Annotated in this window: 12 protein-coding genes; 11 read left to right on the top strand and 1 reads right to left on the bottom strand. The window is 49.4% G+C overall.

Annotated elements, in window-relative coordinates:
- Positions 1–270 precede the first annotated feature (270 nt).
- The 5 genes from glyA to JWG39_RS09260 all read left to right on the top strand — a co-directional run bounded on the left by glyA (position 271) and on the right by JWG39_RS09260 (position 8,601).
- On the top strand, positions 271–1,518 hold the full coding sequence (gene glyA / locus JWG39_RS09280; RefSeq protein ID WP_205219117.1) for a serine hydroxymethyltransferase: 1,248 nt from the start codon (positions 271–273) through the stop codon (positions 1,516–1,518).
- The gene (locus JWG39_RS09275) at positions 1,448–2,764 is read left to right on the top strand and encodes an MFS transporter (RefSeq protein ID WP_205219116.1); all 1,317 of its coding nucleotides are present in this window, start codon (positions 1,448–1,450) and stop codon (positions 2,762–2,764) included. Before glyA ends, JWG39_RS09275 begins: the two co-directional genes overlap by 71 nt.
- Positions 2,765–2,881: 117 nt before the next feature.
- Complete coding sequence (locus tag JWG39_RS09270) at positions 2,882–4,246, top strand: TolC family protein (RefSeq protein WP_205219115.1); 1,365 nt, start codon at positions 2,882–2,884, stop codon at positions 4,244–4,246.
- Positions 4,203–5,375, top strand: coding sequence for an efflux RND transporter periplasmic adaptor subunit (locus JWG39_RS09265; RefSeq protein ID WP_205219114.1), 1,173 nt, complete (start codon positions 4,203–4,205; stop codon positions 5,373–5,375). The genes JWG39_RS09270 and JWG39_RS09265 overlap by 44 nt, the downstream gene beginning before the upstream one ends.
- On the top strand, positions 5,365–8,601 hold the full coding sequence (locus tag JWG39_RS09260; RefSeq protein ID WP_205219113.1) for an efflux RND transporter permease subunit: 3,237 nt from the start codon (positions 5,365–5,367) through the stop codon (positions 8,599–8,601). Before JWG39_RS09265 ends, JWG39_RS09260 begins: the two co-directional genes overlap by 11 nt.
- Before the next feature lie 430 nt (positions 8,602–9,031).
- Here JWG39_RS09260 and JWG39_RS09255 read toward each other — a convergent pair whose 3' ends face one another.
- Positions 9,032–9,688 (bottom strand): nitrite/sulfite reductase domain-containing protein, encoded by a 657-nt coding sequence (locus JWG39_RS09255; RefSeq protein WP_205219112.1) that lies wholly within the window; start codon positions 9,686–9,688, stop codon positions 9,032–9,034.
- Between the two features lie 321 nt (positions 9,689–10,009).
- Here JWG39_RS09255 and JWG39_RS09250 point away from each other — a divergent pair, with 321 nt between their 5' ends.
- From JWG39_RS09250 to JWG39_RS09225, 6 genes are all read left to right on the top strand, one after another.
- Entirely contained in the window at positions 10,010–10,150 is a 141-nt protein-coding gene (locus JWG39_RS09250; protein WP_205219111.1) for a hypothetical protein, read from the top strand.
- 393 nt (positions 10,151–10,543) lie between these two features.
- A complete protein-coding gene (locus tag JWG39_RS09245) occupies positions 10,544–10,963 on the top strand; it encodes a hypothetical protein (protein WP_205219110.1) in 420 nt (139 codons plus the stop codon).
- A gap of 96 nt (positions 10,964–11,059) precedes the next feature.
- Positions 11,060–14,647, top strand: coding sequence for a sensor domain-containing protein (locus tag JWG39_RS09240; RefSeq protein WP_205219109.1), 3,588 nt, complete (start codon positions 11,060–11,062; stop codon positions 14,645–14,647).
- Positions 14,648–14,728: 81 nt separating this feature from the next.
- Entirely contained in the window at positions 14,729–14,902 is a 174-nt protein-coding gene (locus JWG39_RS09235; RefSeq protein ID WP_205219108.1) for a hypothetical protein, read from the top strand.
- Positions 14,903–15,522: 620 nt separating this feature from the next.
- Entirely contained in the window at positions 15,523–16,401 is an 879-nt protein-coding gene (locus JWG39_RS09230; RefSeq protein ID WP_205219107.1) for a Tle-like phospholipase domain-containing protein, read from the top strand.
- Positions 16,402–16,519: 118 nt separating this feature from the next.
- A complete protein-coding gene (locus JWG39_RS09225; RefSeq protein ID WP_205219106.1) occupies positions 16,520–17,113 on the top strand; it encodes a carbohydrate-binding family 9-like protein in 594 nt (197 codons plus the stop codon).
- Positions 17,114–17,117: the final 4 nt, after the last annotated feature.

Genomic DNA, 17,117 nt, shown 5'->3' with positions numbered 1-17,117 from the left:
AATCTTCTTTGCACCATCGTTTCTCATCAGATTTCTGATTTTCTCTAAAAAAACAGAAAAGCATCTGCCGCAATACTTTCTCCTTTCTTCGCGTATTTTGTAAAAAAAGAGCTGGGAAACAAAATTTATTGAATATTTTCAATATGTTACGAGACAGATAACCATAACTGAAGATTTCAGTACTTTATAGAGAGAGCAGACTGCGCTATATTGCCGGATTCGATTATTTTTCCAACTATTGCATGCAAACTTTTACCACAGGATACACCCATGGATATAAACACTGTTGACCCTGAAATTGCCGCCCTCATTCATGATGAAGAGAAACGTCAGGCCGGAAAAATTCGCCTGATTGCCTCTGAGAATTACGTTTCGAGGGCCGTACTGCAGGCTACTGGTTCCGTACTCACCAATAAATATTCTGAAGGCTACGCTGGACACCGTTACTACGAAGGACAGCAGGTCATTGACCAGATAGAGACTCTTGCCGTGAATCGGGCCAAAACCCTTTTTGGAGCGGAACACGTCAACGTTCAGCCCTACTCCGGTTCACCGGCAAACCTTGCCGTCTATCTTGCCTTCATGAAACCGGGTGACTCCTTCCTCGGCATGGCCCTGCCCCACGGCGGCCACCTCACCCACGGGGCAAAAGTGAGCATCACCGGCAAGTTCTTTGATGCCCACGCCTACTCCCTTGAGGAAGGGACCGACATCCTCAATTACGATACCATCCGCAAAATTGCTCTTGAGGTAAAACCGAAGATCATCATCGCCGGTCACTCCGCCTACCCGCGGATTATGGATTTTGCAAAATTCCGTGAGATTGCCGATGAAGCGGGTGCTCTCCTCTGGGTGGATATGGCCCACTTTGCAGGTCTCGTCGCTGCGGGAGTTCATCCCAGCCCGGTTCCCTATGCCGATGTTGTCACCACCACCACCCACAAAAGCCTGCGCGGCCCCCGTGGAGCAATGATTCTCTGTAAAGAAAAATATGCCAAAGCGATCGACAAGGCCGTTTTCCCCGGTCTTCAGGGCGGCCCGCATGACAACACCACCGCCGCTATTGCCGTCGCCCTCAAAGAAGCCGCCAGTGACGAGTTTAAGGCCTATGGCCGTCAGATTGTCGCAAACGCAAAGGTCCTTGGAGAAGAACTCAGCAAACGGGGGTTCCAGCTGGTTACCGGCGGTACCGAAAACCACCTGATGCTTATCGATCTCGCAAGTAAAAACACCGGTGGCAAAGCCGCTGCAAAGGCACTTGATGCAGCGGGCATCGTCCTCAACGCCAACGCCGTTCCTTTTGATACCCGCAAGCCCATGGATCCAGGTGGAATCCGTCTTGGCACACCCGCAGTCACCTCCCGTGGCATGAAAGAACAGGAGATGAAAGTGATAGCCGAGCTGATAAATGCAGTGATCACCGCACCCGAAGATGAAGCGGTGCGCAATGCTTCCCTGGCAACTGTTGACGCTTTGTGCAAAAGGTTCCCTGCACCTGGTCTTGAAGAGCTTGCCTGACACACCCACCCGCAGACCGGTTTCGCCTGAGGCGGATCCGGTCTGTACTGCGCCCTTTCCCTGGCGGCGCAATATCTACGCCCTGTACGTTCTCAAGCTGAGTAAATGGCTGATGCTGATCATGCCGGTGGTCGCTCTTTTCTACAACGAAAACGGGCTTGATGCCGAGTCGATCTACCTGCTGCAGGCCATCTATTCCCTCAGCGTCGCTTTCCTTGAAATTCCCTCCGGGTACACAGCTGATATCATCGGACGGCGCAAGAGTCTCATCCTCGGATCAATCCTCGGTACTCTCGGTTTTATCGTCTACAGCGTCTCCAGCTCCTTCGCCGGTTTCGCCGCTGCCGAACTGATTCTCGGCCTTGGCGGCAGTTTCATTTCCGGTTCGGACACGGCCCTGCTCTTTGACACCCTTGACGCCGCGAACCGACGTGAAGAATACCTGCGTTTTGAGGGACGAATCAGCGCCTCCGGCAACTTTGCCGAGACAGCCGCTGCCATCCTCGGCGGCCTTCTTGCCGCCGCCCTCGGCTACCGTTCAGTCTATGTGGCCCAGACGCTTATTGCCGCCATCGCCATTCCGGCCAGTCTGCTGCTCATTGAACCACCGGTGGAGAAGGTGCAGCGCCACCCTGGCCCCGTCCACCTGCTCGCCGTCTGCCGCCACGCTCTGATCATCAACAAGCCCCTTGCCGCAGCCATCCTGCAATCCTCAATCACCGGCATCTGCACCCTGTGCATGGCATGGACAGCGCAGATTTATTTTGTCAAACAGGGGTACGGCGCGACAATAGTCACCTCTTTGTGGGTCGGCCTCAATCTTCTCCTCGCCCTCGTTTCCGCTTGGACACCGGCCATCGACCGTCTTCTTCATCCCAAACTGGCCCTCGCCCTCATCGCCATCGCCATCCCCTGCAGCTATATCGGTCTCGGCCTGCTGCCGGTGATACCGGCCATCTGCCTTCTCTTTGTCTTCTACGCCCTGCGCGGGTATGCCACTCCGGTACTGAAAAATGTCACCAACCAGTTCTGCAGCTCCGACATCCGCGCCACCATCTTTTCCATCCGCAGTCTTATCATCCGAGTAGGATTTTCCATCCTCGGTCCCGCCATCGGTGCCCTTTCCGGCCATTTTTCCCTTGCCACGGCCCTCATCTGCGCAGGCATCGTCCTCACCTGCCTTTCCGCAGCCAGCGGACTGCTGCTCCATCGCCGTCTTGCAGAGAATGCCGCCACCCAGCCGTAACCTTCTCCCCTCCTCGAATTATCGCGACTTTTTCATCACTTCTTGACATAATAGAAAACAAGCCATACGAAAGAGTGTATTTAACAGTTTAATTAAATATCAGCACTTTCTGGAGATATGATGAAAAAAAAGCTCCTGCCCCCTGCCCTGCTGCTGAGCCTGGCATTTTTCACACAAGCCGCAGCGACCACCGACTCGCAACTTCCACAGCAAATAATTCCCGCACACTGGAGCGCGGAGGAAGCCGTCAACTTTGCCCTTGGCAACAGCCCGGAGACAGAGATTGCTCTGCAGCAGACAGCCGCCGCCGAGGCCATGGCGAAAATGGCTGCCGCAGCCGACTACCCGCTGGTCAGTCTCAGCAGCGAGTACTCCATGACCAGCAACGCGATGTACTCCTTCGGCAATATCCTCAATCAGGGGGCCTTCGACAACTCCATTGATTTCAACGATCCCGGCCGCACTGATGCCCTCAGCCTTACCGCGCAGACGCAGTACCGCATCTATAACGGCGGCCGCGATACCGCCAGCAACCGTGCCGCCGGGGCAGGGGTCTCCATGGCGAGGGCCAACCGTGTTGAGGTACATCAGCTTCTCGCTTTTGAGGTGGTAAAGGGCTACGAGGCAATCCTCGAAGCGCAACAGATGCTGCAGGTTCGATACGACGCACAGCAGGCCATTGCCTCCTCCCGCCAGGTGGCACAGGAACGCTGGGCCTCCGGCGACCTGCTCAAGCGCGAGCTGCTTGCCCTTCAGGCCGAAGAGGCGCAGGCCGGGGCCAGCCTGATCGCTGCAGAGAACACCCTCGCCCTCGCCCGCCAGCGTTTCCTCACCCTGCTTGGTCTCTCCAACCAGAAGATAAGCCTCAGGGAAAGTGTCGAAGGACTGCAGCCGCCGCCAACCCTCGACATCACCCGTCGGCAGCTCTACCGCCAGATTGAGGCGCAGGAGGAACAGGCCCGTGCGCAACTCGATGTCGCTGCCGGGGGCAAAAAACCAACGGTGGACGCCTTCGGAAACTATGAAGTGCAATATGGCCCGGAACTCGACGGCAACGGGGATTCATGGACTGCCGGGGTAAAGATGAACTACGCCCTCTTCGACGGCTACAGCACCAATGCCGCCATAGCCGCCGCACAGTCGAAAGTGCGTGAAATAACCGCCCGGAAAAAGAGACTGGTGCTGAATCTCAATCTTGAACTGGAACGGGCACGCCTCAATCTTGACAAAGCGGTCAGACGCCTTTCTGTAACACAAAAAGCTGAAGAGGCTGCGGCAGAAGCCGCCCGTTTGAGCCGCATTCAGTTTAAGGAGGGAACAGTTCTTGCCTCCGATCTCATTGACTATGAAATGTACCTCTCTGAGGCCCGCGCCCGTCGGCTCACCGCCAATGCCGAAAAGATTGTCGCGCTGGCCAACCTGCGCCGCGCCGCCGGATATGGCCAGTTTGACACATCCGAAGCCCCGAAAGCTGAAAATTAACCCCTCTAAAACCATGAAAAAATATTTTCTCTCCGTCTCCATACTTTTTCTTTTCCTTACGGCCTGCTCCCACAACGCGGAAGAGACGCAACCCCGCGAGCAGCTGCCCCTCGTGCAGGCGATTGCAGTGGCTGCTGTCAAGGCTCCCGCTCCTCACAGTCTTGAGGTCTCCGGCACCGTGGAAGCGGTCACCCGCGCCGACATCTCTGCGCAGACTTCAGGGAATATTCTCGCCATCCCCGTAAAACTTGGACAGAGAGTTGAAAAAGGGGAAATCCTCGTGGAACTGGATCAGAGCAGTCCGAAAGCGCGCCTGCGTGAAGCCGAGGTCTCCCTCGCCCAGGCTCAGCGGAACCTCTCCCGTGAATCCCGGCTGCTCTCCAGAAACGCCGCCACTCCAGAGAACGTGAAAAATCTCAAAGATACGGTTGCCATTGCCAGAGCCAGAGTGAACCAGGCGAACACCAGCCTGAGCTTTACCCGTATCCGTGCCCCCTTCAGTGGTATCATCAGTGCAAAGCCGGCCAATACCGGTGATCTCGCCACTCCCGGTCAGTCCCTTGTCCGCCTGGAAGATCTCACCCGACTGGAAGTCGTGGCCGACATCCCGGAGACCCTGCTCGACGGTATTCACGTCGGTGAGGTCCTGCCGGTGGAGATTCCCTCCGCCGACATCACCCTGAAAGGCACCGTCAGTGAAATCTCCCCTGCCGTGAATCCCGCTTCCCGCACCGCTCCCGCCACACTCAGCCTTGATCCACAGGACACCGCCCATATCCGCCTCTCCAGCGGCATGTTTGCCCGCATCCGGCTGCCGCTGACGACCCTTGCCGATCGAGGGGAAAACCTGCAGAGTATCTTCGTTCCGGAAGCCGCTCTGCAGCGGTATGGACAGCTTGAGCGGGTTTTTGTGTTGACCGGCGGGCACGCGGTGATGCGCATTGTGCGGATTGGCACCACCATTAACCGTAACGGCGAGATGCTGCTGGAAATTCTCAGCGGGCTGGACGCCGGAGAAAAGGTCCTGCTGAGCCCCATCCGCCTGCACAACGGTCAGCCAATCGAACTGATGACAGCCACACAGGCTGAAGTTTCTTCTCAAGCTCAGGGAGTGCGCGATGGACAGTGAAAATCCTGTGAAGAAACCGTACCACAGTAAAGGTTTTGCCGGTTCCCTTGCGGCCGCCGCCATCACCAGCAAAATCACCCCGCTGGCCATAATCGCCTCGCTGCTCCTTGGCATCTTCGCCATTGTCCTGCTGCCAAGGGAAGAGGAACCGCAGATCAAGGTGCCGATGATCGACGTGATGGTCAGCCAGCCCGGCGCATCTCCAAAAGAAGTGGAACAGCGTCTCACCATCCCCATGGAGAAACTGCTCTACGAGCTGCCGGGCGTGGAATATATCTACTCCACCTCCAGCGAGGAGCAGTCCCTGCTGGTGGTGCGTTTTTATGTTGGCGAGAAGATGGAGGACGCCATTGTTCACCTGCAGGAAAAACTCACCAGTAACTTTGACCGCATCCCGCCGGGAGTCTCCCGCCCACTGGTGAAACCGCACAGCATCGATGATGTCCCCGTCCTCGCCCTTACGCTTCACAGCAGCCACAGTGATCCCTATACTCTGCGCCGTATCGCCGCCCAGCTTGACGATGAGATCAAGAACATCACCAACGTGGCGGAGACGAAGATCATCGGCGGAGACCGCCGTCAACTCACCATCCACTTCGACCCGCTGCGCCTGGCCGCCCGCAGAATTGATGCCACACAGCTCATTCCCGTTATCCAGGCGGCCAACCGTCAGTCCCTGACCGGCGAGTTGAAATCTCTCAACAAAGAGGTTCAGCTCCAAACCGGGACCTTTCTGCAGAGCGTGGCCGATGTACAAGCAATCGTCGTCGGCGTAGACAAGGGCCGACCTGTCTATCTCGGCGATGTGGCCAAGGTTATTGACGGTCCCGCCGCGCCACGCAACTACGTCCTTCACCTCGATAAAGACGGCAGCGGCCCGCAGGCAGCGATTACCCTCTCCATCGCCAAACGTCCGGGGGCCAACGCGGTCTCTGTCACCCGCGAGATACTCGCCCGCGTCGATGCACTGCGCAGCCTGCTCCTGCCGGATGACGTACAGATTGAGGTAACCCGGGACTACGGGGAAACAGCGGCAGAGAAATCCAACGAGCTGCTGCTGCACATGGGCATTGCCGTCTTCGGTGTGGCCATATTGATTCTCATTTTCCTCGGCTGGCGGGAGTCGCTGGTTATTCTCCTTGCTGTCCCCACTACCCTGGCACTCACCCTGCTCATCTTCTACCTTTACGGCTACACCCTCAACCGTATAACGCTCTTTGCGCTGATCTTCTCCATCGGAATTCTCGTAGATGACGCCATTGTGGTGGTGGAAAACATCGTCCGTCACTACCGCCTGCCAGGCAGTGAAACACGCACCACCACCGAACTCGTGGTGGAAGCCGTGGCCGAGGTGGGGAATCCCACCATTCTCGCCACCTGGGCAGTTATCGCCGCCATCCTGCCGATGGCCTTTGTCGGCGGACTGATGGGGCCCTATATGCGGCCTATTCCCATTGGCTCTTCCGCCGCCATGCTCTTCTCGCTGATCATCGCCTTCACCATCACTCCGTGGGCGGCAATCCGTCTCATCAAAAGGCACAGTGGAAAACCCGGCAATGGCAGCACCGATCATGACGCTGTCCCCACCGACTGGTTCACCCGCTTCTACCACTGGCTGATGGAGCCGCTGCTGGCCCATGTACGCTGGCAGATTGCCTTTTTTGTCATCATCATTGCCCTGCTGCTCGGCGCCTGTGCCATGGTGCTGACGGGAACGGTGAAGGTGAAGATGCTCCCCTTTGACAACAAGAGTGAGTTTCAGGTGGTGATTGACATGCCGGAAGGCTCCACCCTTGAGCAGACAGCCCGGGCGACTATGGAGATGGCAGAAGAGGTGCGCCGCGATCCGGTGGTGACCAGTTGCCAGCTTTATATCGGCACCGCCGCGCCCTATAACTTTAACGGTCTCGTGCGCCACTATTTCATGCGTCAGGGGCCGACAATGGCCGACATTGAAGTTCATCTGCCGCCGAAGGGAGAGCGCTCGCTGCAGAGCCATGACATCGCCCGGCGGGTACGTCCGAATCTGACGGAAATTGCCCGGAAATATGGTGCGACCATTGCCGTCGCCGAGGTACCCCCCGGCCCGCCGGTAATGCAGACACTGGTTGCGGAAATCTACGGGCCGGACGCCGCCGAGCGCCGTAAACTCGCAGCGAAGGTGAAGGATATTTTTCAGAATACGGAAGGGGTGGTTGATGTAGACTGGATTCAGCAGAACCCCCGCCTGCGCGAAGTGCTGACGATCGATGCAGAGAAGGCAGCCCGCAGCGGCATCAGCGAAGAGCAGATTGTGCAGACGCTGGCGCTCTCCGTACAGGGCATCAGTTTCGACCTCTTCCATCTCCCCGGGGAAAAAGAGGATGTCAACATGGTACTGGAACTGCCCGACGCCCTGCGCGCACGGGTAGATTCCCTGCTTAATATCTCCCTGCGACCGCAAAACGATCCTGCCGCAGCGCTGGTTTCTCTGCGGGAGCTGGTGAAGGTAACCAGTGTTCCCGTCGCACAGCCCCTCTATCGCAAGAATCTCAAACCGCTGATCTATGTCACCGGTGATGTGGCGGGCAGTGTGGAGAGCCCGGTGTATGCCATTTTTGCCATGAACCAGGAGTTACAGAAGCTGCAGAGGAAAGACTTCGGCGGCAGCGGTGAGAGCGGCATCAGGCTGTGGAATCTGCATCAGCCGGAAACCCAGATACAACCGGCGATTAAATGGGACGGGGAGTGGCATATAACCCTTGAGGTTTTCCGCGACCTTGGTATCGCTTTCGCGGTGGTGATGCTTCTCATCTATGCCCTGATGGCGGGCTGGTTCAAGAGCTATATCACCCCGCTGGTGGTCATGGCGGCGATTCCCTTCTCACTGATCGGAATCCTGCCCGCGCACTGGGCTCTGGGTGCATTTTTCACCGCTACCTCGATGATCGGTTTCATGGCCGGAGCGGGAATCGTGGTACGAAACTCGATTATTCTCGTGGATTTCATTGAACTGCGGGTGGCCGAGGGCTACCCCCTCGCACAGGCAGTGGTCGATGCCGGGGCTATTCGTTTCCGACCAATGCTGCTGACAGCACTTGCGGTCGTCGTGGGAGCTTCGGTGATTCTCGCTGACCCGATATTCCAGGGGCTTGCCATATCGCTGATGTTTGGAGAGATCGCTTCACTGTTGATCAGCCGCATGGCAGTGCCGGTGCTCTACTTCATGGTCAACGAAAAGAGGTAGAAAAAGGGAGACAGGAGAAGGGAGAAAGGAGAAAGGAGACAGGGAAAGGCAAAAGACGGAACAGCGAAAAAATTTTTGCCAAAGGAAAGCTCTAAATATGCGAATAAAGGCAAAAAACTTTAAAAAGAGATTTTAAAATTAAACAGAGAATTGCTACCATTTCCATTTTGTATTGGCAGATTCAAAGGCAGGGACGGAAAAAGCAAAAGTTTTTTGTAGAGACGCCCAATTTGGGCGTCTTCAGCACAACAGGTGGCTCATCTCACAACAGACGTTTCTGCAATGAAATTAATGTATCACCCTGTTTGTCCTGTCGTGTTTTTGGGTCAGTAAAAAATGTAATTGGTTTCATCCCACAACGGATGTCATCAGGTTGTGTTGCCCTGCTTTTTCCTGTCTCCTGTCTCCCGCCTCCTTTCTCCCTGAAAAGTTACAAAACGGGAAAGGGAAAAGCCTCATCTTTTATCAACTGATACATGCGCACCCTCTTCTCCGTTCTGCCATTATGGAAGGCAAGCAGGGTATCAAGGAGTGTAAAAACCTCTTGCTGTGATACCCCCGCAGCAATCTTCTGCCCGGCCACAGGATGTGCCCCCGCCCGTCCGCCGACATACACCTCAAAGCCGTGGACTCCGGCCACAATGCCGATATCCGCCAGCTTCGGATTGGAGCAGTTACGCGGGCAGCCGGCAATGGCCAGTTTGAGTTTGGGTTTCACCTCACGGTCCCCGAAATGCTCCAGCAGCGCCGTGCTGAAGGCCTCGGTATCAAACTGTCCACGGCGGCAGTAGCGGCTGCCGGCGCAGATTCGAGGTTTGGGAAAGGTTCCTTTACTGGCGAATTCTGCCCCCGCCCCGGCGAGGAGACTCTTCACCGTCTCAAAATCCTCTTCACAAATCTCCGCAACACGCAAATCCTGGGAAGCCTGCAGATAGAGACGCAGGGAAAAGCGTTCTGCCAGTTCCGCCGCTACGGCGGCAAGCCGTGGCGGCAGGCAGCCCGCAGGGAGTCGTACAGAGAGAGTTCGTCGATTGTTTTTCATTTTATACCATTTACATTTTGTATTGAGCAGAGAGCGCGACTGCATGGACAGCTCTTTTTGCGATTACGAATGGATAAACAGGATGTAAAAGTGATCGCAATGGTGATAACAGTGACCTTACATCATCATTGGTGAAATATCGCCACAACAGTGATTCCAACGATGATGTAGAGACAAGGCATGCCTTGTCTACACGGTGACGGTAAACGTAACAATAACGGTGCAACCGGTAACCGAATACGGAATACCGATAACCCGCGAAACATACACGCCACATTGTCACCACGGGGTAATAACGGTAACCTTACACATCATTGGTAAAATATCGCCACAACAGTGATTCCAGCGATGATGTAGAGACAAGGCATGCCTTGTCTACACGATACCGGTAAACGTAACAATAACGGTGCAACCGGTAACCGAATACGGAACACCGATAACCCGCGAAACATACACGCCACATTGTCACCACGGGGTGATAACGGTGACCTTACACATCATCAGTGAAAAATTGGCACAACAGTGATTCCAGCGATGATGTAGAGACAAGGCATGCCTTGTCTACACGGTGACGGTAAACGCAACGATACGGTGCAACCGTAACCAAATACGGAACACCGATAACCCGCGAAACATACACGCCACATTGTCACCACGGGGTGATAACGGTGACCTTACACATCATTGGTGAAAAATTGGCACAACAGTGATTCCAGCAATGGTGTTGTAGAGACAAGGCATGCCTTGTCTACACGGTGACGGTAAACGTAACGATACGGTGCAACCGTAACCGAAATTGGGCCTCCTTAAACGGGGCATAATTTAATAGAAATAATATCAGAGAGATTGTCAGGCAACCTGCCCAAAAAAAGCTGGCACAACCTTACCAGGGATAAAGATATGAAGATTTTGAACGTAATTTTAATGGTTTGTATACTTTCCCCTCTTTGTACAAGAGTTGCTCAGGCAGAAGACACGATGAAGGATGCAGTAACCTTAAAATCAATGTACATAACAGAAAGAGAGTCTGGATATATTTTACAGACAGCGTATCCCCTGGCAGGTATTTTTGGAGAATTAGTGTATCGCAATGCAATCCTGGTAAGTTCTAAAGATAATGGCAGTGGCTATGCTGTCACTACAAAATTGAACTACTTGAACCTCCTGGACCAATATCAATATGTGAAAATTACTTTTTACTATGATTATCAAGGGAATGGTGATGATTGGGAGTTTTCTGGTCATTCTGACATAATTGCACCGAGGCAGCTGACAGTCACGACACTGCTCCAGTTCCTTAAGAATGCCAACTCTCAGTAATCCTAAATAAAGGGTACCTTAAATAACCATTTTTTCGCCCATCTTCTTCGTTACAGTAAAAAAAATATTTCTTTCTATTAAATATGGATGCATTTAATGAAATATAACTCTCGTAAAATACTCTTTTTTTTCATATCTGTAGCGTTGCTGATCATGGCGATTGTTTACTCTTCATTCCGCACCGGACGCGATATTGCAGTACGCTACTTTCCTTTAGTTACTGCTGCCATGGAAATTGAGATTGAAGCGACCACCGCTCATTTGTGGTTTGAAAAGGTTATGAGTGGTGATCGAACTGTTGATATCGAGACGATATGGAATCATCTTGAAAAGTCAGAATGGTATGCACAGGCAATGCTTGATGGAGTCAAAAATGAGAAAGGAACACTCCTCGCCCTGGTTGCGCCCCAATTACAACTCCAAATTAAGAAAACAATAGTCGATCTTCAAAAATTCCGTCATATTGCTCAACAACGATGGGATGCACAATCAACATCCGGTATTGGTTCTGAGATCGATCAACAATTTGGCCAGAACTTTATAGAATTTAACATTGCTATTGATGATGTTCAAAACTCCTTGGAGAAATTCATCATTAAAGATATACAAAAGTCTAAACGTATGCAACAATTACTAATGATTTTTGTCATTATATCAGGGGCTATTACAGGAGGATTATTGCTGCGCTACAACGCCAGGATAAACAAACAGATACTGGAGTTACATAAACAAGAAGAAAGTCTCCGTATTGCGCTAAAATCTATCGGTGATGCTGTCATTGTAACAGATACAGAGGGTGCGGTTACCTACATAAACAAAATTGCCATCCAGCTTACAGGATGGACATCTGATCAAGCGTTAGGACAACCTTTAACCAGGGTCCTTAATACTGTTCATGCACACACACTTGAACCGGTCAATAATCCGGTGAAAATGGTCCTTGAAACAGGTTCGATTGCGGGATTATCTCATCACACCATGCTTATTGCTAAAGATGACACGAAATACCAGATATCAATCTCTGGTGCCCCTGCCCGCAATCCTGCGGGTAACATTAATGGAGTAGTATTTGTCTTTAGAGATGTCACCGAAGAGTATGCTCTCAATGAACAGTTATCATCAAGTCAGGCACTGATAAAAACATTGTTAGATACCGTACCAGATCTAATTTGGTTAAAAGATAAAAAAGGTGTTTATCTTGCCTGCAATGCCAAATTTGCACGAATGTATAACTCTCCAGAAAATGAAATTATAGGCAAGACAGATTATGACTTTATAGACAAAGAACGTGCTGATTATTTCCACAAAAATGATCAGCACGTATTGATTTCGGGTAAAACCACTGCTTATGAAGAATTACTTCCTTTTGCAGACGACAATCACAGTGAGTTTGTTGAAGCGATAAAAACACCTATGTTGGATAATAATGGTAACTTAATCGGGATATTAGGTGTTGCCAGAGATATCACCAAATATAAAGAATCTTTGACACAACTTAAAGAAAGTGAGTCAAGATTAAACGCGGCACAAAGTTATGCAAAGATAGGTTATTGGGAGTTGCAGGAAGATCAGAAAACAGCATTCTGGTCTGATCAAATGTATGCTTTATTTGGAACCGATAAAGGATCTAAAACGGGACCAGAAACATTATGTAAGGTTATGAATAGAAGCGATTTTCAAACTTTTACGACATCCATAAAAAAAAGTTTTTCCACGGGATATGAGCACCATATTTTCTATCAAATAACTAGACCAAACGACGGGCAGAAACGCTGGATAGAATGTCGTGGAAAACTAGAGATGAATAGTGTTGATAAAACTTTCAAGGTATCTGGTTTTGCCCAAGATATTACTGAACAAAAAAATGAACAAGAAAAGCTAAAACTATCATCCAGAGTATTTAGTGATACCCATGAAGGAATTGTCATTACGAACTCTGAACAGCTAATAGTGGATGTTAATCCAGCATTCAGTCAAATAACAGGTTATAGTCTCGAAGACAGTGTTGGCAAACCTTTAAGTATATTAAAATCAGGCAAACAAAGCCCTCAGTTTTATGCCGATATGTGGCAAACAGTCACGGAACAAGGATACTGGCAAGGCGAAGTATGGAACAGGACCAGGCAAGGTTCACTTTATGCTGAATCGCTTAACATATCATCATTAAAAAATGATCAGGATAAAGTAACTCATTATGTTGGTATGTTTTCCGATATTACGAAAAGTAAACAGCAACAAGATCAACTCAATCTGATAGCTCACTATGATGTCCTCACCAAACTGCCTAATCGTGTTTTATTTATAAACCGTTTTCATCAATCCATTATCCACAGTATGCGTACAGGTCATCAATTCGCGGTGTGTTTCCTTGATTTAGATGATTTCAAACCCGTGAATGACAACTATGGTCATGAAACTGGAGATCGCTTATTAATTGAAGTGGCAAAGCGCATCACCGCCTGTATTAGAAAAGAAGATACGGTGTCGCGCCAGGGGGGGGATGAGTTTGCCATATTACTTAATGACATTGAATCAGATTCACAATATGAAAAAACCATAAATCGGATTCATCAAGCGTTAGCGCTACCTTATTTTTTAGATGATGTTCAACATAATGTAACCGCCTCCAGTGGTGTGACCTTATACCCATCAGATGATGGAGATATAGACACCCTACTGCGTCACGCCGATCGGGCAATGTATCAATCCAAATTGCTGGGGAAGAATCGTTTCCAATTATATAACCCGGATTCCGATCAGCGCATTATTAGGAATAACCATCAACGAGGGGAGATTGAACAAGCCTTAGATCAGCATGAATTTCAACTGTATTATCAGCCAAAAGTTAATATGATCACGGGTGATGTGTTTGGAGTTGAAGCGTTAATACGTTGGATCCATCCTGAAAAAGGAATCATTCCCCCACTCAAATTTTTGCCATTTATTGAAGGAACACCATTAGAGATAAAAGTTGGGCAATGGGTTATAAATGAGGCGCTGCGGCAGCTTGATGTTTGGCAACAACAAGGTGTCAAGCTTGAAGTGAGTGTCAATATCTCATCAAATCATCTCCTCTCGTCCTCTTTTGTGATAGATCTTGAAAAAAGCCTGGAGAAGTATCCTTCTGCGAATGCTAAATATTTACAATTAGAAATATTGGAAAGTTCCGCCTTAGGAGATATCAACACAATTAACCATACTATTGAGAATTGCCAAAAACGCTTAGGAGTCAGTTTTTCGCTGGATGATTTTGGTACAGGATACTCATCGTTAACTCATTTAAGAAACTTACCTGTCAGCACCATTAAGATAGACAAAAGTTTTGTCCAGGACATGCTGGATGATCCAAGTGACTACTCAATTATTGATGGGGTCATTGCTTTAACGAAGTCATTCAACCGTAATGTTATCGCTGAAGGCGTTGAAACTACTGAACACGGTCTAATGCTATTATTAATGGGCTGTGAAGAAGCTCAGGGTTATCAAATAGCTAAACCGATGCCGGCTGCTGCCTTATCTCAGTGGCTAAGCACCTATATTCCTAATCAGGAATGGCGTCTTTGTGGTAATAAGCATCTTAATGATAAAGAAAATAGTCTGGCGATATTCAGAATTATTACTGCTCAGTGGAAAGTGAAAATCACAAGAAAGGTAGTATCATCACCAGATAACGTCATCCCCTGACCTATTCTTGATACTCAGCAATGTCACTGTGGCAGCTGGATCCATCGAGAAAATCAAGATCAATTATTTGACAAAGCAGGTATGCAAAGAGTTGAACAAGCTCATAATAAAATACATATTATTGCTCATGATATGCAAAATAAATATGAGAAAGGAGACATTGAGGCGGCACATGCTGCCCTGGCTGATCTCGAATTAGTTTTTGATGATATGAATATTGCGGTAGGTTTATGCTATCAACCCGGCGGGCATTGAAAGATAAATTCACAATTCTTTAGTAACCATTTACACCATTTACATTTTGTATTGACCATAGAACGTAACTGCGTGGAGAGCTTTTTTTTTGGCGATTACGAATGAGTACTAATTCGTGTTTATCCGTGGTTCCTTTTGCAATTTGTAACCACGAATAGACACGAATTTTCACGAACAGGGATAACACATTAAACGAAAACGTTTGTATCCGAAGTTAAGCCGTACAGTGCATCAGGATTATGAATCAACTTTGGGAGTCATTCGAAAGTCGGGGTTAAGCGTTTTACGCTCTAATATTCCGTGTTTTCCGTGGTTTACCAGGAGCATGAGAACAGACCCTGCTCCAGATGGATCGATAAGCAGAAACAATACATTGCCACAATACTCATGTAGTTTGCTACCACGGAAAACACGGAAGGACACGGAAAACATCAATTACCTCAAAGCAACCACAAGGACATTCTCTTATGGTTTTTTCAGTAATAATTCGTGTTTATTCGTGTCCATTCGTGGTTCCTTTTGTCGTTTGTAACCACGAATGGATAAACAGGATGCAAAACGGGTTACAACTTAATAGGAATGGTATAAATCAAATTCAAGGGGGGTAAGGGGGTATTATAATGTTGAAACAGAGTAAAGATACGGCCATTATTAGATCTGGTGATGAGCAAATATCAGTGACTGATGTATTAAATGGAAAACATGATACTGCCCTCAAATACCTTTCTCAGTATGCTGCTTTAAGCGCAGTTGTTTATGAAAAGAATGATAATGCAAAGAAGCTTTTTCCTGATACCCTGAAAAAGTGGAGTATTCTGGACTTAGAGTTTGATAGCTACAGACCCAACAAAAAAGGAAAATGGGTTAAAGAACTCAAAGTTGCTTCGTACTACAAGCACGAGGGTGGAATAACGTACGTAACGATAATTTTTCGAGGTACACGATTTAAAAAATGGAGGGATTGGTATGCTAATTTTAATTGGATTACTCGTTTTATACCTTTGGTCCACAATGCATACGAACAGACTATTCTTCAAATTGATACGTATATAGAAGCAATAGAAAATCACCTGATTGAGCAAAACATCGCTGAATCTACTGAAAATATTAAATTTATTTCGGCAGGACATTCTCTCGGAGGTGGGTTGGCACAGCAGGCTGCGTATGCATCACATCGTATAGAGACTGTATATGCCTATGATCCATCACCAGTTACAGGTTATCATTCTCTATCCAAATCAAAAAGACAGCAAAATTGTGAAGGTTTAAAAATTTATCGTATCTGGGAGCATGGTGAAGTATTACTTTATCTCAGACATATTACGAAAACAGCCCGAAAATTGTCATTTAGTCCAAATATCAATCCCAGAATCGTGGAAGTCAGGTTCAATTTTGTTGAGCATGAAAATGCTGTCAAAGAGCACAACATGGCAAACCTGGCGTCTGCGCTCATACAGATAGAGAAGACTCTGGAAGATACAGCAGAGCCATTCAAATAAATATGGCTGGATTACCGGAATTGTCACAGTTTACAGATATTAAAAAGTTTTTTTCACCGCGGTGAAATTCTTTGTCTTTTCCCATAACTTTTTGAAAAGTAAACAAAAGAGATACGGAATGAAAAGAGTTGAAATCGCCAATGGCAACACGATAACAGCAGCGGTAGACTGCAATAACTGGGATTTTCCGCAGTGTGCTGCTGTCACTTTCACTATCAGCCACAGCGGTGATGCCATCACACTGCGTTTTGATACGGAAGAGGAGGAGTGCCGGGCGGTAACCACCCATGCAAATGGTCCCGTATGGCAGGACAGTTGCGTGGAATTTTTTATCTCTTTTGACAAGCACAACTACTTTAATATTGAATGCAACTGCATCGGTGTGTTACATGCGGCATGGGGGCCAAACCGTGAGCAAAGGACACTGCTGCCGGAGAATCTTCTGCAGGAGATCATCACCACACCGTCCCTCGGCCACCGGCCACTGGAGTTGCCGGGGACAACACGCTGGTTTGTGGAGCTGAGAATCCCCGCCGCGATTTTCTCCCTCAGCGGAGTTCCTTCCCTGAACGGAGTAAGGGCCCGCGCCAACTTCTATAAATGCGGCGACCACCAGAAACAACCCCACTACCTTTCGTGGAATCCGATACAAACAAAAACTCCGGACTTTCATTGTCCGGAGTTTTTTGGGGAATTGTATTTTTCAGGGTGAAAAG

The organism is Desulforhopalus vacuolatus (genome assembly GCF_016918505.1).
GTDB classification, from domain to species: domain Bacteria; phylum Desulfobacterota; class Desulfobulbia; order Desulfobulbales; family Desulfocapsaceae; genus Desulforhopalus; species Desulforhopalus vacuolatus.
This window is presented reverse-complemented; position numbering and strand designations above follow the sequence as displayed.